The organism is Pseudarthrobacter oxydans (genome assembly GCF_034258515.1).
In the GTDB taxonomy this organism is placed as follows: Bacteria; Actinomycetota; Actinomycetes; order Actinomycetales; family Micrococcaceae; genus Arthrobacter.
Genome location: NZ_CP139438.1, coordinates 3,439,590 through 3,457,619, shown reverse-complemented (window position 1 = coordinate 3,457,619; position 18,030 = coordinate 3,439,590). Strand labels below are relative to the sequence as shown.

Annotated in this window: 14 protein-coding genes; 4 read left to right on the top strand and 10 right to left on the bottom strand. The window is 55.7% G+C overall.

Features of this window, described 5'->3' with window-relative positions:
* Positions 1-29: 29 nt before the first annotated feature.
* The 3 genes from SMD14_RS15775 to SMD14_RS15765 all read right to left on the bottom strand — a co-directional run bounded on the left by SMD14_RS15775 (position 30) and on the right by SMD14_RS15765 (position 4,682).
* Complete coding sequence (locus SMD14_RS15775) at positions 30-1,214, bottom strand: DUF4012 domain-containing protein (RefSeq protein ID WP_321216286.1); 1,185 nt, start codon at positions 1,212-1,214, stop codon at positions 30-32.
* A gap of 683 nt (positions 1,215-1,897) precedes the next feature.
* The gene (locus SMD14_RS15770; protein WP_321214247.1) at positions 1,898-3,211 is read right to left on the bottom strand and encodes a UDP-glucose/GDP-mannose dehydrogenase family protein; all 1,314 of its coding nucleotides are present in this window, start codon (positions 3,209-3,211) and stop codon (positions 1,898-1,900) included.
* Positions 3,212-3,254: 43 nt separating this feature from the next.
* Positions 3,255-4,682, bottom strand: a complete 1,428-nt coding sequence (locus SMD14_RS15765) for a sugar transferase (protein WP_321216285.1) — start codon at positions 4,680-4,682, stop codon at positions 3,255-3,257.
* Positions 4,683-5,109: 427 nt separating this feature from the next.
* Here SMD14_RS15765 and SMD14_RS15760 point away from each other — a divergent pair, with 427 nt between their 5' ends.
* The 4 genes from SMD14_RS15760 to SMD14_RS15745 all read left to right on the top strand — a co-directional run bounded on the left by SMD14_RS15760 (position 5,110) and on the right by SMD14_RS15745 (position 9,412).
* Entirely contained in the window at positions 5,110-6,555 is a 1,446-nt protein-coding gene (locus tag SMD14_RS15760) for a lipopolysaccharide biosynthesis protein (RefSeq protein ID WP_321214246.1), read from the top strand.
* A gap of 114 nt (positions 6,556-6,669) precedes the next feature.
* The gene (locus SMD14_RS15755; protein ID WP_321214245.1) at positions 6,670-7,743 is read left to right on the top strand and encodes an ISL3 family transposase; all 1,074 of its coding nucleotides are present in this window, start codon (positions 6,670-6,672) and stop codon (positions 7,741-7,743) included.
* A gap of 96 nt (positions 7,744-7,839) precedes the next feature.
* Positions 7,840-9,129 (top strand): ISL3 family transposase, encoded by a 1,290-nt coding sequence (locus tag SMD14_RS15750; protein ID WP_321214244.1) that lies wholly within the window; start codon positions 7,840-7,842, stop codon positions 9,127-9,129.
* The gene (locus SMD14_RS15745) at positions 9,107-9,412 is read left to right on the top strand and encodes a transposase (RefSeq protein WP_321214243.1); all 306 of its coding nucleotides are present in this window, start codon (positions 9,107-9,109) and stop codon (positions 9,410-9,412) included. The genes SMD14_RS15750 and SMD14_RS15745 overlap by 23 nt, the downstream gene beginning before the upstream one ends.
* 217 nt (positions 9,413-9,629) lie before the next feature.
* On the opposite strand, the gene SMD14_RS15740 is transcribed toward SMD14_RS15745, so the two are convergent.
* The 7 genes from SMD14_RS15740 to SMD14_RS15710 all read right to left on the bottom strand — a co-directional run bounded on the left by SMD14_RS15740 (position 9,630) and on the right by SMD14_RS15710 (position 17,917).
* Positions 9,630-11,117 (bottom strand): O-antigen ligase family protein, encoded by a 1,488-nt coding sequence (locus tag SMD14_RS15740; RefSeq protein ID WP_321214242.1) that lies wholly within the window; start codon positions 11,115-11,117, stop codon positions 9,630-9,632.
* A complete protein-coding gene (locus tag SMD14_RS20300; RefSeq protein ID WP_409339689.1) occupies positions 11,114-12,250 on the bottom strand; it encodes a glycosyltransferase family 4 protein in 1,137 nt (378 codons plus the stop codon). Before SMD14_RS20300 ends, SMD14_RS15740 begins: the two co-directional genes overlap by 4 nt.
* Positions 12,247-13,356 (bottom strand): glycosyltransferase, encoded by a 1,110-nt coding sequence (locus tag SMD14_RS15730; protein ID WP_321214240.1) that lies wholly within the window; start codon positions 13,354-13,356, stop codon positions 12,247-12,249. Before SMD14_RS15730 ends, SMD14_RS20300 begins: the two co-directional genes overlap by 4 nt.
* Positions 13,353-13,754: an acyltransferase gene (locus tag SMD14_RS15725; RefSeq protein ID WP_321214239.1), complete on the bottom strand. Its 402-nt coding sequence runs from the start codon at positions 13,752-13,754 to the stop codon at positions 13,353-13,355. Before SMD14_RS15725 ends, SMD14_RS15730 begins: the two co-directional genes overlap by 4 nt.
* 307 nt (positions 13,755-14,061) lie before the next feature.
* The gene (locus SMD14_RS15720; RefSeq protein WP_321214238.1) at positions 14,062-15,126 is read right to left on the bottom strand and encodes a glycosyltransferase family 1 protein; all 1,065 of its coding nucleotides are present in this window, start codon (positions 15,124-15,126) and stop codon (positions 14,062-14,064) included.
* Positions 15,123-16,268, bottom strand: coding sequence for a glycosyltransferase (locus SMD14_RS15715; protein WP_321214237.1), 1,146 nt, complete (start codon positions 16,266-16,268; stop codon positions 15,123-15,125). Before SMD14_RS15715 ends, SMD14_RS15720 begins: the two co-directional genes overlap by 4 nt.
* 119 nt (positions 16,269-16,387) lie before the next feature.
* Positions 16,388-17,917, bottom strand: coding sequence for a polysaccharide biosynthesis tyrosine autokinase (locus SMD14_RS15710; RefSeq protein ID WP_321214236.1), 1,530 nt, complete (start codon positions 17,915-17,917; stop codon positions 16,388-16,390).
* Between the last annotated feature and the right edge of the window lie 113 nt (positions 17,918-18,030).

Genomic DNA, 18,030 nt, shown 5'->3' with positions numbered 1-18,030 from the left:
TTACATAGTGTTAACGAGCCGTCCACATCTCAGCCGCAAACAGCATTTTCTATCGGGAGCATCACGTCCTTTACAGCTTGAACCGTCGGCGTGACAAACAAGTCAGGTTCCGTGTGCTGGACGATTTTGCCGAAGGTGAACTCGACCGTCGTGCTCTCACCTGGTCCCAATACGACGGCAATGACCCCAACAGGCCGGTTGCTGTGTAGATACGGTGCGAAGTCTGTCCGCCGACCGTCGACTTTCGCAGTCTCCACATTTGCTTGCACAGGGCCGTAGGCAAGGATGTTGGTCTGAACTGAGCCTGCCGGCACACCGAAGTGACCGTTGCCCGTGACATATGCGGGCAAAGCGGTGGCGGCATCGACGGGGGCAGTATTTGTGCTCGTGATACGGACCGTTGTCTCCTCGTATCCGTCCCTAGGGCATTCCTTTACCAGCTGGACGGTACGCTTGACGTAGTAGTCCATTTTTGCCCCGGTGCCGTCGTTGAAGTACACGCCGAACTGCGCCGGAGAAACACTCGGTCCGGAGATAGCACCCCCTAGCGGATAACGTGCAAGTACAGCCTGCTCGTCGGCAGACCGGGACCAGACGAGGACCCTGCCCTCTTCCGAGGCGCGGGTCAATCCTTTGACGAGTCCATCAGCATCGCCTTGTCCGTCGGAAAGTGCTGAGAATATCTCCTGTGCGACGCCTGCAAAATATGCATCCTGATCTCGGGGTTGCTCAACCTTCGAATACACATCGGATAACAGCGTGCTCACCACGTTAGTGTGACTGAGCTCCGTCGGGAGTCCCAATTGGGTTGAAGCGGCCGCTTCTGCCCCGGTGAGTTGCACTGGCCCAGTGGCCTTCAGGATGTAACTAAGTGCTATCGGATCAATCGCAATTACACCATCAACCCGTTGGCCGGTCTTTCGTTCCCACATCTGTTGTGCAGTTGCTGCCGCCGAGGGGAAATCAGGGGATAAATTCACATCTTGCATAAACTTACCCAAACGCGCGGAGTAGATCGCCTGTTGTTCTGCTTCCACAGGCAAAGGCGGCGCCATCACTCCCACTTCACCGGCGCTGCTTTGCGCACCAAGGCTGAGCCTGCCGTTGTCGATTGTGAGGATTGCCAATGCTCCTGGTATTCCGCCGGTGGCCCTAATCTCGGCATTATTTTGGATCATTAAGAGATAGTTTCTCGGCGCCTCCACTCCCAACATCCCTGGAGCTATCCGCGATGCACTTGCTGCAGCATCTAGCGTTCCTGTGACTGAATGGAGTTCGTCCTTAGCTCGGTTTAGGGGTTCGGTCACCTGGGGCAGGAGCTTGCTCGTGTCAATCGATCCGAGTCGATCGGCGGAGTTCCGCACAGCTTGCGCTGCCGCTGACACGCTTGGTGATGCGGTCTGCAATGGTTTCAAGTCGGTGGCTTCGGTACTTGGCAGGAGAGCGTCCCAATCCAGTGAGCTGTAGACACTTACGAGAGGTCGAAGCCCGAGAGTGGCCACGTCGTCAGCGGCGCGTGCCACCTCTGACACTGCGCTGAGGTTTGGTCCGAGCCCTGGAAGGCTTGCCGCGAGAGTCCAGACAGGATCACGAGTAGCATCAGTGGCGGCGGCCGTTTTTTCCCGGATGTGGTCAGCTGTCTCGGCAGCCTTTAACGCGTCGTCATTTGCAATCTGATCCTTTAGAGTTGCAACGAGACGGGTTGCCTCGTTCAACTCCTTATCAATGATTGATGCCTGAACGCCTAGCCACAAGGCTCCCGCCCCAGCTAAAGCGACCAAGCACACTGATGAAACGACGAATGGGATAATTCGACGCTTCGTTCGCGGCGGGCGTTTGTCCTCAGAGGGTACGGCCGAGCCTGGATCCTGTGGCTTTATTGTCGAAGGAACCATCGTCAGGGGCGCCCTAGACCACGGTACGTCCAGCCGGCTGCTCGCCACTTGGCCACGTCCAGCACGTTTCTTCCGTCCAGAATTTTCGGTGTAGCAACTGATGCAGCCACTTCGTAGGGGTCAAGAGTGCGGTACTCTTCCCATTCCGTTAGGAGCAGCAAAGCATCCGCCTGCTTGATCGCTTCTTCGCAATTGGGCTGATAATGAAGCTCCGGGAATCTCTTAGCGGCGTTGGGCAGTGCTTTTGGATCTGTCACCGTTACAACTGCCCCTTGTAGTTGGAGTTGGGCAGCGATACTCAGCGCAGGGGAGTCGCGAACATCGTCGCTTTCAGGCTTGAATGCGGCGCCGAGTACCGTAACGCGTTTTCCGAGAAGTGATCCATCGCAAAGTTCTCGCGACAGTTCGACGACGCGAGCCCTGCGCCGCATGTTGATTGCATCGACTTCCCTGAGAAATGTTAAGGCCTGGTCCGCCCCTAATTCACCAGCGCGCGCCATGAAGGCGCGAATATCCTTCGGCAGGCAACCACCACCAAAACCGATTCCAGCGTTTAAAAACTTCCGACCAATTCGATCGTCCAGTCCAATTGCATCAGCAAGACGGGTCACATCCGCACCCGCTGCCTCACAGAGCTCAGCCATAGCATTAATAAACGAAATTTTAGTGGCGAGAAAAGAGTTAGCCGCGGTCTTCACAAGTTCAGCCGTTGGATGATCAGCGATGAGGCGTGGCGTTCCTGCGGATATTGGAGCGGAATAGGCTTCGTCGAGTATCGCGATGGCGGGGTGTTCCTCCGAGCCGTCTTGGACCCCATACACAAGCCTGTCCGGGTGCAGAGTGTCTGAGACAGCGTGTCCTTCTCGCAGGAATTCCGGATTCCATACAAGGTGGGCTTCTGGATGGCGGTCCTTGAGGAGGGTTGAGAGCCTCGACGCTGTACCAACAGGGACTGTCGACTTACCCACGACAAGGTCTCCCGGCTGTACGTGGTCGAGCAGCGAGGAAACAGCCGCGTCGACATACGTCATGTCAGCGCCATTCTCACCCTTCTTTTGAGGGGTTCCGACGCAGATGAAGTGAATGGCACTCCCACCGGCGGCGGATATATCGGTCGTAAACGACAGCCGTCCGGTAGCCTGAACCTCGCTGAGCAGCTTGTCGAGTCCAGGTTCGTAAAAGGGCGCCCTCGCTGCAGCAAGTGCTTGGATCTTTTCCTCATCGGTGTCGATTCCGACGACCTCGTGTCCGAGCTGCGCCATGCAAGCCGCGTGAACTGCTCCCAGGTACCCGCAGCCGATAACAGAAATACGCATATTGTAGGTCCTTTCCCAACAAGGGCAATCTTTCTAAAAGGGATTAGTAGGCTCCAGTGCTGTGGAAGACAGCACGGACAGTTCGGAGAATAATCACCAGGTCACCGGCCAATGACCAGTTTTCGACATAGTAGAGATCCAAGCGCACCGAGTCTTGCCAAGATAAGTTGGACCTTCCACTGACTTGCCAAAGTCCAGTCAGTCCCGGTTTGACGAGAAGTCGCCGACGAACATCCTGCTCATAAGCCTCCACTTCGCGCGGAAGCGGTGGGCGTGGACCCACAAGACTCATCGAACCAGCGAAAATGTTGAACAACTGCGGTAGTTCATCGAGGCTGTATTTACGAAGAACTGCACCCACCCGAGTTACTCGCGGATCCTTCTTCATTTTAAAGAGAACGCCGTTTCCCTCATTGAGCGAAGTCAGTTCCGCCAGTCTATCTTCCGCATCAACCACCATTGAACGGAACTTCAGCATTGAAAAATGAGCACCTTCAATGCCCACTCGGTCTTGTTTGAAAAAAATGGGGCCGCGGCTATCAAGTTTCACAAGAACAGCCAACACAAGCATTAATGGAGCGGAACCGATAATAAGTAGTCCCGATACAATTACGTCGAACAAGCGCTTAGCGACTCTTTGGCCGCCCTCAAGGGTGGGCGTCGTCACGTGGATAAGTGGTAGTCCGGCGACCTGCTGGGTGTGTATTCGAGGACCTGCAATGTCGGTGAGGGCAGGTGCCATAATCAGACCAATGTTGCGAGAGGCCAACTCCCACCCTAGGTGTCTGAGGCTTTGGGGGTGCAGTTGGACTCCTGCAGATACGGCAACTGCGTCGGCTTTGCAGTCATCGATTGCATTGAGAATTTTGCGCACGTCCGGAGTGTTTCCCAGAACAGGTAAGCCGGAAACTTCTCTTGGCGCAGAAGAGTCGGAAACCCCGGGGGTGTAGGCAGCGATGGGAAGGTAGCCGGCATGCCGCGCTCTTGAAAGAGAGCTAGCTAGGTGGGCGACCGCACTTGGCCCGCCCACCAACATTAGCCGGGACATACTCGTACCGCTCTGCCGGTCTACGTTTAGGTGCTGCCTGAGCAGCCACCGTGACAGAATAAGGCCGAAGAGTCCCACTGGTAATGCGATCCCTACATACCCTCGGGCGGTATCAAATCTTAGAACGTACGACACAATTGCAACGATGCCGAATAACCACAGCGATGCGGCAGCCACGCGTTTATATTCGTCAGCTCCAGCGCCCAGGATCCGGCTCTGCCGTGAATTCCAGGCTCCAAGCATCAGCCACCAAGCAACAACAAGTGCAACGGACAGCCATACGTAGGTAACCTCCTGGCCACCGGCAACGAAATCCGGCTCTATGCCAAATCTGATGACGTATGCCCCAGCGACTGCCCAAATAACTACGAATGCGTCTACAATGCGAAGCCTGCGCGACGTACGCGAACGCCAATCCGGCATCGTCCCCAAAATTAGCATCTCCATGGTCTCGTTCATTCGTCGAGGAGAGCTTCCCCCAGCATAGGATACAGGCGGGGATCGAGGAGAAGTAATATTGCGGCCCAAGCGTGGAGTCTGGACCGTAGACACAAGTCGAGCGGCTTCTCAATGATCCTATGGAGGTCCGCGGGGGAGGCGAATCGCCCTCGCCTTTAGATTCCGGCGCCGATGATTTGTTGAACTCGGCTGGACCCGCAAAGATGATCAGGTGCCCAGCGAGTCTCCTCCCAACCCCCCATCGGTTAGTTTTGAAAGTGACGCTTTTTTCTGACCCGGCCGGCAGGGATCTTCTCAAGAGAAGTCTTGGTGCGTCATGTGGCGCAAACGCGGCTAAGGCATGCACAACTTAGTAGTCATATGTGCAAGAAACAAGGGCAGGAAGGATGTCATGGGGTTAGGCCAAGCCGGTGCGCGTGGGAGCGCTATCACATTGGGGTCCCAAGGCGTCAGGTTCATAGCGCAAATTGCCTCAATCGCGATTCTTGCTCGAATTCTTCCCCCTTCCGACTTTGGACTCGTTACTCTCGTCATTGCTGTCATTAGTGTTGGCGAACTTTTTCGTGACTTTGGACTTTCAACTGCAGCTATACAGGCAGGCAGCCTGAGCAATGAGGAGAAAAATAGCCTTTTTTGGGTCAACATCCTTATTGGTCTCGGTCTTGCTGGCCTAGTAATGATGGGTGCTCCGCTAGCCGCTTTGGTCTTTCAGGAGCCACTCTTGTCACAACTGCTGCCTGTGACTACCGCCGCTTTTCTAATCAACGGCTTTCAGGCCCAGTTCCGAGTGGAACTAGTTCGGTCTTTGCGCTTCACGGCAGTTGCGCTTACCGAACTCGGGGGTCATTTAGCGGGCATTCTTGCCGCTATCCCGCTGGCTCTTTCCGGTGCTGGCGTGTGGTCCCTCGTCGGACAGCAGCTCATTGCGGCGACTGTGATCTGCTGCAGTCGGGTCTTCGCGGTTAGGTGGCGACCGAACTTTTCCTTTTCGCTTAAGCCTGCCAAAAAATTCCTGCGGACAGGAAGCCAGCTTCTCGTATCGCTGCTCTTGGGTTACGCAGCCACGAACGCCGACACCGTTACCATCGGTCTGAAATTGGATGCTGGTCAGCTTGGGATTTACAGTCGTGCTTACCAACTGGTGGCAGCACCTGTCGGGCAACTACTTTCACCGTTAACAAATGTTGGCCTCCCGTTGCTCACAAGGGTGCGCAGTGACTCTCGGAAGTACGCAAAATACATACTGTCGATGTTCCTGCCGCTTGCTTATACAAGCGCTTTGCTGTTCGGCTTCGTGATCGGCAGTGCTCAGGCAATCGTGCAGCTCCTTTTAGGGGAGGGATGGGAAGATTCAGCTCGTATATTGGCACTGCTTGCCACGGGTGGAATCTTCCAATTTATGAGCCATGTAGGCTACTGGGTTTTTGTCTCCTCCGGTAATGCCGCAGCAATGATGAGGTACAGCCTTGTCACTCACGGTATTTCGGTTCTATGCATCATCGCCGGTTCGTTCTTCGGACTCCCTGGCGTGGCCATGGGGTATTCGCTGGGTCTGGCCATGACATGGCCAATACAGGTCTGGTGGCTGCAGAAACTCGTGTACATTCCCGTTGCACAGCTGATGTGTACGGGATTTCGGGCTCTAGTGTTGGCGCTGGTATGTGCCGCTGTTGGCCAGCTCTCGTCCGCGGTGGTCGATCCACCAGTCTTGGCCTGTCTCATCGCGCTCTTGGCTCAGGCCATCGTAGTCGGAGTCTTCTTTGCCAGCGGAGCCTATCGTCGTGACTTTAAGAGGCTACTTGATTCGGTTGCGCTGGTTCGTCGGAAAGATCCATAACGGGCTCTTCGTGGTTGATGGGGAATTGTGTTCGTGTCGTTGAAGACAAGAGGGCCCGTGGCCCTGCTGGGATGAGTGTGTCTAAGCATTCAACCTGGAACAGGACCACGAGCCGTGATCGAGCCTACCGGGGTCGCAGCCGATGCTGCCACCATCCTTTTTAACCTTCCGGACTACCGCGTCATTTCCACTGTCATCGCTGCCGGCCAGCGGCGGGTCATTATCGAAACCGACCACCCGCCGGGGTGCCCGAGCTGTGGTGTCATCGCCTCCCGGCGAAAGGAACGCCGTCTCCAGCGGCTCCGCGATATTCCGGTCGCTGGCACGGTGGAAGTGCTTTGGTCCAAGTACCGCTGGTACTGCGAAGAGCCAAGGTGCGACCGGCTGTCGTTCTTTGAATCCACGCCCCAAGTCCCGCGCCGCGCCCGCTCGACGGGCCGGCTTCGGGACCAGCTTGCAGAGGCGGTCATCCGCTCCGGCCGGGCGGTGTCTGAAACCGCTGCCGGCTTCGCCGTGTCCTGGTGGTTGGTCCGGGCCGCGGTTACCGAGGCCTGCTTACTGAAACTGCCTGACGTGGACAAGCTCAGCCCTCGGATGCTCGGCATCGATGAACACCGATTCCGGTCCGTGCGCTACTTCCAGGACCCGTCAACAAAGGTGTGGACCCGGTTCGAGCCGTGGATGACAACCATCGTTGACCTGGACACCGGACAGGTCCTCGGCGTGGTCGACGGGCGGGACCACAAGGGCGTCGGAGACTGGCTGTTCGCCCGGCCCCTGGAATGGCGGCTGGCCGTGCAGGTCGTCGCCATCGACCCCTCCGCGGCGTTCCGCAAAGCGCTGCGGATGTGGCTTCCCCGGACCGCGGTGGCGGTTGATCACTTCCACCTGATCTCGCTGGCCAACCAGGCCATGACCGAGACCCGGCAGAACCTCTCCCAACAGGTCAAGGGCCGCCGCGGACGGGCTGTCGACAAGGCCTGGGCCCACCGCATGCTGCTCCTGCGCGGCGGCGACAACCTCAGCAGCAGGGCAGCCCTCCGACTCAAGGAAGTGTTCGCGCTGGACGATCCAACAGGAACCCTCCAGGCCGTCTGGAAAGTCAAGGAACAGCTCCGGGCCCTGCTGCGCAGCGGCTCGCTCGAAGACTCCGCGGCAGCGAAAACAAAACTGGCTCTTCGTGGTTGATGGGGAATTGTGTTCGTGTCGTTGAAGACAAGAGGGCCCGTGGCCCTGCTGGGATGAGTGTGTCTAAGCATTCAACCTGGAACAGGACCACGAGCCGTGATCGAGCCTACCGGGGTCGCAGCCGATGCTGCCACCATCCTTTTTAACCTTCCGGACTACCGCGTCATTTCCACTGTCATCGCTGCCGGCCAGCGGCGGGTCATTATCGAAACCGACCACCCGCCGGGGTGCCCGAGCTGTGGTGTCATCGCCTCCCGGCGAAAGGAACGCCGTCTCCAGCGGCTCCGCGATATTCCGGTCGCTGGCACGGTGGAAGTGCTTTGGTCCAAGTACCGCTGGTACTGCGAAGAGCCAAGGTGCGACCGGCTGTCGTTCTTTGAATCCACGCCCCAAGTCCCGCGCCGCGCCCGCTCGACGGGCCGGCTTCGGGACCAGCTTGCAGAGGCGGTCATCCGCTCCGGCCGGGCGGTGTCTGAAACCGCTGCCGGCTTCGCCGTGTCCTGGTGGTTGGTCCGGGCCGCGGTTACCGAGGCCTGCTTACTGAAACTGCCTGACGTGGACAAGCTCAGCCCTCGGATGCTCGGCATCGATGAACACCGATTCCGGTCCGTGCGCTACTTCCAGGACCCGTCAACAAAGGTGTGGACCCGGTTCGAGCCGTGGATGACAACCATCGTTGACCTGGACACCGGACAGGTCCTCGGCGTGGTCGACGGGCGGGACCACAAGGGCGTCGGAGACTGGCTGTTCGCCCGGCCCCTGGAATGGCGGCTGGCCGTGCAGGTCGTCGCCATCGACCCCTCCGCGGCGTTCCGCAAAGCGCTGCGGATGTGGCTTCCCCGGACCGCGGTGGCGGTTGATCACTTCCACCTGATCTCGCTGGCCAACCAGGCCATGACCGAGACCCGGCAGAACCTCTCCCAACAGGTCAAGGGCCGCCGCGGACGGGCTGTCGACAAGGCCTGGGCCCACCGCATGCTGCTCCTGCGCGGCGGCGACAACCTCAGCAGCAGGGCAGCCCTCCGACTCAAGGAAGTGTTCGCGCTGGACGATCCAACAGGAACCCTCCAGGCCGTCTGGAAAGTCAAGGAACAGCTCCGGGCCCTGCTGCGCAGCGGCTCGCTCGAAGACTCCGCGGCAGCGAAAACAAAACTCGAAGAGCTCGTGAAGGCAGCAGCCAGGCCGGAAACGAACAGGCTCTACCGCACTGTCTGCAGGTGGTGGAAAGAGATCGAGGTGCTCATCATTACCGGCGCGACGACCGGCAAGGTCGAGGCCAACAACACCGCTATCAAAAACATCAAGCGCACCGCACGTGGTTATCGCAATCCCGCCAACTACAAATCGATTATTCTCTTGAGAAGTGCCGTCCGCACGGCGGCATGACGCTCACTCCAGGGACCCGTTTCCCCACGAACCGCGAAGAGCCACAAAACTCGAAGAGCTCGTGAAGGCAGCAGCCAGGCCGGAAACGAACAGGCTCTACCGCACTGTCTGCAGGTGGTGGAAAGAGATCGAGGTGCTCATCATTACCGGCGCGACGACCGGCAAGGTCGAGGCCAACAACACCGCTATCAAAAACATCAAGCGCACCGCACGTGGTTATCGCAATCCCGCCAACTACAAATCGATTATTCTCTTGAGAAGTGCCGTCCGCACGGCGGCATGACGCTCACTCCAGGGACCCGTTTCCCCACGAACCGCGAAGAGCCCGTTAGGGCCCATTTTTCGCACTCCCATCTGGTCAATGGTGATTGCGGTTTACCACGGACTCAGATCAGATGCCGACTTGCCGCCGGCGGCCACCGCCCTACCGAATCAAACAGGTCAACCATGCCTAGATGCGAAGAACCGGTTTAATGCCTACTGCAGTATTTCGGCGCACTCTATCCGTAGACGGAAGCCGATTTTCCTTGTGCTAATTCCAGTGAGCCTTGAGGGGCACGAGGAGCTATAAGTAACGCGGCCAATACCCACGGGAACATGAACCACGTGGGGTTTGTGCTCGTGCTGAGGACAATGAATGCGACATAGAACCAAGCGGAGTGTGGCAAAGATGATTTCCACAGTAGAAATAGCGAAGAGACGAATAACAGGAACGAAAGAAGGCCGCCGTCGTAGATAAGGGAGAGCCACAGCAGTCCAAGGTAGAGGGTGCCATTAGAAGTTTCACTGCTGAAATGAGACTGTGAGAATGAGTTGTAGCCGTGGCCTGACCACCAACCATCCCTTATGATGTCTTGCCAGGCTATTTCCCAAGTGCGTGCACGGTAAGCACCCGTCCCAGTCTCGAAATCCAGTATTGAGCTAAAGCGAGCTTGTATAGTGTCCGCAATGGAACCCGTGGACCCTGTTGCCTCGTCAAACACAAAGAAGCCGATAAAAGGTAGAACCATTAAACACCCCGAGACGACCAACCCTCTGTGTGCTTTGAACGTCGTCCACAAGGTACAGATGATCAGTGCCAGGAGGATGAGCCAGGCGGCCCGTGTGTACGTCATAAAGATGCCGAACGACATAATTGCCAAGGAAGACCAGTAGAGCCCATTACCGATGGACGCACGGTAAACGAAGCCGATGCACAGCCACGTAAGCGAGAGGGCAGCCAGAAGGTTAGGCTCCAACATCAAGCCCTTGAGCCGATAAGTCGAGCTTGCATAGTCTGCCTCGACGAAGATATTGATGGATGAGCTGAGATTCGCAGCAAGCCACCCGATTATAAAGACGATTAGCATGACGTTCGTTATCTTGAGGGCGTCCTTGATGAGCAGCGCAGGGTTCTGCGCTAAGCAACGAACAACGAAAACAGCCAAGACGTTGACGAAAACCCAAATCACGAGGCGCAGACTTTGGCTGGGCGAAGGCGCGCTGAAAGCACTAAAAGCTGTAAGTACGAGCAGCCAACACACTATGAGGAGGCCTGCTACAACTAATCGCGTTCTCGAGACAGCCTTGTGCCTTCGTGGGGGCCGAACTGCGATAGCCAACTGGGACCTGACAGCATGAACTACGAGAATCGTCAGAAGAACCTGCTCAGGCAGAACAGTCAGGCCGAACAATTGGAAGCTGATACCGGACATGGTGAGTGCAGCAGTGAAGCAGATCCAAGCAAAGCGGAATGAGTAAACTGCAAAAATGAACATGGTCATGCCCGTCGCGATGGTCGCTGACTGCGACCATGCCCCCGTGGCAAGCCCAAGAATGACTGTAACGAGCGAGAAGGTAAGTGAAGCTGATGCTAGGATCGCACGCAGATGCTGTGGACTAGGCATTGACCCTGTGTCGAGCGTCAAGGCCGCTCTAGTCCAAGTTCTTGATTGTTCTACGTTCTTTGGCTGAGCTGTCATGCCCTGTAACGGCTTTTCTTTGGTCACGACTCTGCCAACGGGCCGGCCTTGGATAAGTCCTCCAACTGCTCAAAGTAGCGACTTCCGATGGTTGCAGGTGAGTACCGCTCCACTGTGGCTCTCATTTGCTCCGGACTCAACCGGACAGACTTTCCATCTTGGAATTGATCACTTAATGAAACGATCGTGGCTGTCAGTTCCTCCCAGGAAGAAATCACAAGTCCGTGCGTCATGTCGTGGACGACTTCCTCAGGCCCGCCACCGGACATTACCAAGGGGAGAGCCCCAACGCTGGCCGCTTCAACGACAGTTCTTCCAAATGCTTCATGTCGTGACATGTTCAGCACAACATCGCATGCCGACATAAGCTCTCCGACAGCATTGGTTCGCTCCCACACTTCCCAGTCGTGGCCCTGTTGCTGGACAAGCCTAATAACTTCTTTTTCGTAAGCCGTTTGAATGTTTTCGGGGCGAGCGCCAACAACCACCAAGGTGACAAGTTCGGCCAGCGGGCTCAAGGTGGTCACAACCTCTAAAACAGCCTTCCGTTCGTCAACTTGCCCAAATATACCGATACGCAACTTCTTACTAGATGGGGGTGCTTGGCTGGTGGGTGCCAGGGCACTGACTGGCCGCGGTACGACGCGGAAACGCGCCGACTTCGGCATAATTCCCGCCTGTTGATACGTTGCCAACGATGGCGCAATAACGCCCTTTGCTAGCGAAGCGATACCCCTCAGAGCAGCACGTCCAACTCGACCCGAAAACGTTACGTGAAAATCAAAAATGACTGGAGTTCGGGCTATCCGTCCGGCTAAAGCTATTTCAGCTGTCTCCCATAGACCGAATGTAAGCACCGCGTCATACCTGGCCAATAGTTTGCGTGACCGAATTGCTTGTTTGGCGATGCTTAGGAAATCGGAGGCAACTGCGGTAAGCGACGCACTCCGCAAACCCCCCTGAGCCAGCGACTTGTGCCGCACGAACGGGAACTCCTGTGTGGCTACCCCAGCGTTAGAAAGTTCGCGTACCAATGGCGAACCGGGCCCGACGTACACATCTATCTGATGAGCCTGTGCTGCTTCAGATCTGAGAAGTGTTAGGAGGCTCCTCTCCGCGCCCCATACTTCGGGAGCCTGCAAGAAAATCGCCAACCTCATCTCTGCACTTCCTTCTTCACATTCTCGATGAAATCGGCAAAGCGTTCATCGATGTAGCTTTGAAAATCACGGTGCGTCTGATGGAACTCGGTCAAAGCGCCATTCTGCTTTAGTTCGGAAACCTGAGCAAGGACGAGGGCGAGACCCTCAGCTGTCGGCCTAACTTGTAACAGTTGGGTCGAGCTGACGAATCTTAACTCCACTAGAGCTGGCGATTCACGAGTAACAACTCGTTTTCCCATTGCTAAACCTTGCCAGACTTTGTTCGCAATTACGGATTTCGCTTTGGGGGAATCACCAAATACGCCCAGAACAACATCAGAAGACGCTATAAGTGGGCGAAGGTCCTTTTCTTCTATTGAATCTCTAAAATCACAAATCGCCGCAATTCCGAGACTTCTCGCATTCTGCTCAAACTTTTCGCGTTCCGTGCCGTTCCCAACTAGCGTCAGATCAATCTGTTCATTCTTGGCGTACTGTGATACGGCAGCCAAAACCACATCGACTCCATGAAGCGGGACGTAGTTCCCGTAGTAGAGGACCCTAAGAGGTCCTGTCGGTGACGCTGAGTTAATCGCGTCTATAGGCTGAGCCCACTTTGGGGCTCCAACTGGTAATGCGGCTACTTGCTTACAGAATACTCGTGCGGCGTACTTTGAGCGTACTTGCTGTGCACGGAAATCATTGTCAATGATAAAAATGTCTGCCACTAGCAAGCTGCTAAAATCCACGGCACGGTAAACGAAAGACTTCAGTGATAAGGGTGCGGTTTGGCCCCAATCTCCGACCGCAGTTTCAAAGCGGCCGACAAATCCGTCAACGATCAATCTTGTGTTAGACAACTTGGCAGCAATGCCAGTGACAAGAGCATATCTAAGTTGAAACTCCGATAGAACCGCTACGTCGTAGCCTGACAAGAGTGTTATAAGATTCTTGATATAAGAAGGTGTCAGGGGGTTGCGTCGCCCAATCAGTGTCTCTGGATACACGTCCACATCCGCGCCGGACTTTTCAAGGTATTCCCTGACAAGCCGGTTCCTGGGGTAATTCACATCGTGAACAAATAGATACGCGACCTTGAGACCATCCAGCGGTACCGTGCTCATATGCCCAAACTGTCTGTCTTGAGAGATCGCTGACCGATTATTCTCGCAGGGACGCCGGCTACCACCGTATTGGCGTCGACGGCTTTGGTCACAACCGACCCTGCAGCGATAACAGATCCGCGCCCTATCACTACGCCAGCCAGGATCGTCGACCCCGCGCCGATCCAGCAGTCATCCTCTATTGTTACGCCCGCACGATGATTTCCCTGGAGCCGGATTGGAACTCTCGGATCAGCATAGACATGATTTTCGCTGAAAATACTGACATCAGGTCCCAGTAAGCAGTTGGCGCCAATCTTCACGCCACCCTGTCCCCAGATGATGTTTGACCTGCCGATCGAGGTGTCGTCCCCTACCTCCACCCCAACACCCTGTTCTCTTATGACGGCTGTTGCCACGAGATTTGCCTCGTCTCCAACGGTGACGCGCGATCCAAGCCGAATTCCTCTAGTCGAGAAGGCATCCATACTGACGCCAGCACCGAACGCTACATGTGAGCCGAGATGAACATAGCGGGGATGACGGACGGTGACCCGCGGACCCCGAAAGTGCATTCCTCGAGCCGACCCATAAAACGGACGGTACGCAATGCCACGCACTAAATCAAAGGCTTTGCGAAAAGTAAAGGCTGCAAGTACCGCACTCGGTATCTCTTCTGCCGCAAATCGATGACCGCGGATCCTGTAATAGGCAGATGCAAATAGTCTAGCGAACATTTATGTACTTTCGTTCTATCGCATTACGCATTTCCAGTACGGTACGCGCCCAAGAATTATGCGCCGCGATCCGCAAAGATGAACTGCCGACGTCGGAGCCAGCAGAACTGTCAATTGCTCGGCCAATCGAGACGGAGTCCGTAGGATCGAAAAAGTTGGCCGCATCCTCATACAGCTCCCTAAAAACGGGAATGTCACTGACGGCTATGGGACAACCGAAGTGGAGTGCCTCCAGAGGTGGCAGCCCGAAGCCTTCGTCCAGTGACGCAAAAATAAGCAGGGATGAGTGTTCGTAGAGCCACCGGAGTTCAGCATTTGAGACGCTACCGAGAAAGCGAATCGTCCCATTGTCAATCAAATGTTGAACTGCGGGATCGAGCACATGCGCTTTGCCGTCCGCTTCACCCACGACAAGAAGGGGAAAACTGGGCGAAACCTTCTGCGACGTGATTAGGGCGGTAAATACCTTATTTAGGTTTTTACGTACATTCAGGCGTCCAACGGTTAAGACGAAGTGGCTTAGTGCGCGTGCAGCAACCGGTGGCTCGGCAATCACTTCTTGTAGCCCTGTTCCGACGCCTAAGCCTACAGGTTGTATCGAGGTGACGTGCGGGTTGTATTTCCGAATGCGCTCCGACTCGCTGACCGAACTAGTGAATACGTGTGTCGCATCAGGAAGCCTCTTACTTATAACTGCCAAATAAGCACGTTCGAGAGGTGTGAAATACTCCGGATTCGACTGGAAGAGAACGTCGTGGACGAATACCGCGGAGTTCGACGTGTTTACGGCAAAATTTTGGCTTATAACGGAGTTAACACCGTGCTTGCGAGCTATGCTCTTCAGCTTCCTCGTTGCTATCGCGTGTGGCCGCAATTTTGTCGAAACGAGTTCGACTTGCTCAGGCATACCGGTCACAGGCTTTCCCTCCCGCACCAGTGCAATCAGAGAGTCCTCAGGGAAGGACGAGGCCCATTCCTGTATAAGTTCCTGAACGACCATTCTTCCGGATGGGGGACCGTCATGCCACCAGTAAGCGTCGAATAAGATCTTCACGGGCGGCTGACCTTGTCTTGCGACGCCTGCGTGAGGGCACCGAGCTGTTCTTGAAGTGCTGCGTCGTAGTCCTTGCACACTCCGCGCCATGAGTAGAATTCCTGGGCACGGTTCTTAAGGCCGGAGGGATCGAAGGATCCTCCGGCGGAGCGTTCCATGACCTGTCGTAAAGCGTTCGCGATTCCCTCTGGGTCTGCCACCACAAAGGAAGCAGTGTCAGCAAGAACCTCGCGATTGTATACGGTGTCCCGCGCTACAATAGGTGCGCCGCAGGCCATTGCCTGGACTAGCGCGGGGTTGGTTCCACCGACGCTGTGTCCATGAAAATATGCGCCCGCATGCTGCCAGAGTGCGTGTAGTTTCTGGTCATCGCTAACGTGGCCCATCCAAGTGACACTGTTGTTGTGCTCGGCTAGATAGGTGGCACGGGCGTCAAGTTCGCCACCGTAGCCGGTCGAACCGACAATGACAACGGGATATTCGTGAGCGAGAGTCTCAACTGCATCAAAGAATTCGCCTACAGTGTTTTCCGGGACAAAACGGGCAACTATGAGAATGTACCCTCTGTGTTTTTGCCCCTCAGGGACGGGAAGTTCGCCCGTCATCTCACCACCGTAGGGTATGAAGTGCGAATCGCGGCCGAACTCTGCCTTCCAGCGGCGCTGGATTTCTTTAGAATCAGCAACCAGCGCAGTTGCAAATTTCGCTGTGAACCACGCGCCGAGCTTAAAAACAGTTTTTGCGAGCCTTCCCCATTTTGCTCGCTCCCACTCAATTCCGTCAACATTTACGACCGTAGGAATTCCTCTTATCTTCAGAAGTGGAATCCAAAATCCGTTGGCAACGTTCATAATCAGAGCTGCGTCCGGCTTATCCCTAACCGCATCTATTACAGCGGTCAGTCCATAAGTAAGGGTGCTTAGAGACTTTGTTTCCAAGCCGGGCGTCGTTTTCGTCCGTACTCGACTGTCCCTGTTCGGATCTTCGGTCTGGACGGCCCCATCGCGCCCATACACAGTAACGTCCCAACCTGTATCGACAAGATAGGGTGCCAGTTTTCGGACAGCGGTCTCAAATCCACCATAGAAACTCGGATAGCCTCTGGTTCCTATAATAGCGAGTTTAGACAAGCGATTGCTCATGACTTTCTCATTTCGGGCTTTTGCAACACTGGCAATGAGTATCGCGAAAAAGATTGATAGATGCACCGCAGACTTCAGGAAAAATCAGGGAGTCACCGTTACGGAAAAGCACTTTGGCATTATTCGTCGGAATGTCCCGAAGTTCCTCTACCGGAAACGCGCCCTGCGGGGAAACGGTGGGGACTTGCTTCATTTATATCGAACATAGTTCGGTCGAAATCGTCAGCTACGGGACGAGTCTTGCTCGCGCCCTTGGCCTTCGGTGTTTTTTTCCTACCCGTAAGCCTAGTGTCAGGTCCTTCAGTTGATCCGTAGTAGCTATAGGAGTACGCATCTGGCCCCCTTGCTGGGAGCCTGTTGAGAACTATCCCCAAGATCTTGGCGTCGACCAGTTCCAGGGCAGACAGCGACTTTCCTAGGTCCTGCGCTCTAAGTTTTTGCGCGCCAACAACCACCACAACGCCTCCCACGTGCTGTGAGAGTACCGCGGCATCAGTGACTGGGAGCAGTGGGGGCGCGTCAACCACGACAGTATCGAAGGTCTGTTCCAGTCTCTCTATGAGAAATTTCATTTCATCGGATCCCAAAAGTTCACTGGGGTTGGGTGGGATCTGGCCGGAGGCTAAAACATAGAGATCGTCCTGGCCCCAGTGCTGTAGCAGGTCAGCGACATCGGCAGAGCCGACTAGGGCTGTCGTCAGTCCGGCATTTCGATCGAGTCCTAGGTATTCATGAACCATTGGGCGTCGCAAGTCAGCGTCAACTAGGCAAACAGATTGACCAGCCTGAGCGATGGCGATTGCGAGGTTAGTTGCAGTGGTGCTTTTTCCTTCGCCCGGCAACGACGACGTTATAAGTACAGTCTTCGCCCTGCCTGAGACATTAGCGAATTGCAGGTTCGTTCTAAGCTGCCGAAAGGACTCTGAACGTTGGCTCTGCGGAAGCGATTGAGTCAGAAGAGGGCTGCGATTAGCACTTTGATCGAAGGATATGCCGCCGAGGAGAGGTGCGTCGGTGACATGTCTAAGATCACCCTCGCCTCGGATACGGCTGTCGAGCGTACTGCGCAGGATTGCGGCCGCAACCCCTAATGCAAGGCCCAAGATCAATCCCAGGGACAGATTCAACCGTGTATTGGGTGTTGATGGAAGGGTAGGCGCAATTGCGGGCTTGATAACAGACAGGCTTACGGGCGAAGTGCCCCCAGTTTTCGGTTTCTCAAGGCTGTCAACGGTTCTGATCAGGCTGTTCGCCACGGCCTCGGCGACAGCGGCGGCTTGGACGGGCGACTCGCTGGAAACTGCGATGTTGATGAGCACGGTGTTCGCTTCAGTTCCAGCCGTTACTTGAGCTGCAAGTTCCTCGGCGGAAAGGTCAAGCCCCAATTGATCAATCGCTGGCTGCAGAACCGCAGGCGATCCTACTGTCTTGACGTAAGACTGAACCCTTGCCTGGCTAAAGGTGTTTCCTTGCTGCAGTTCGAGGACAGACCCTGAGCTTTGTATAGCAACAAACAACTGGGTTTCGGATGTGTAGGTTGGCGTCGCGAGCACAGACGCCGTTCCTCCGAGTAACAGGCCTACAAGCGGGGCTGCAGTAACTAATATCCAATTTCGGCGAAGCATGCGGAGATAGTCGCGTAGGTCCAAGCTCGGGTCCCCCTGTGTCGATTGCTGCAGGCAGCCGATCGGCACGCCCTCAGGAACGGCAATATTCGTGCGGTCACAGCAATCTTACCCGTCGGATGCTGTGGCCTTGATCG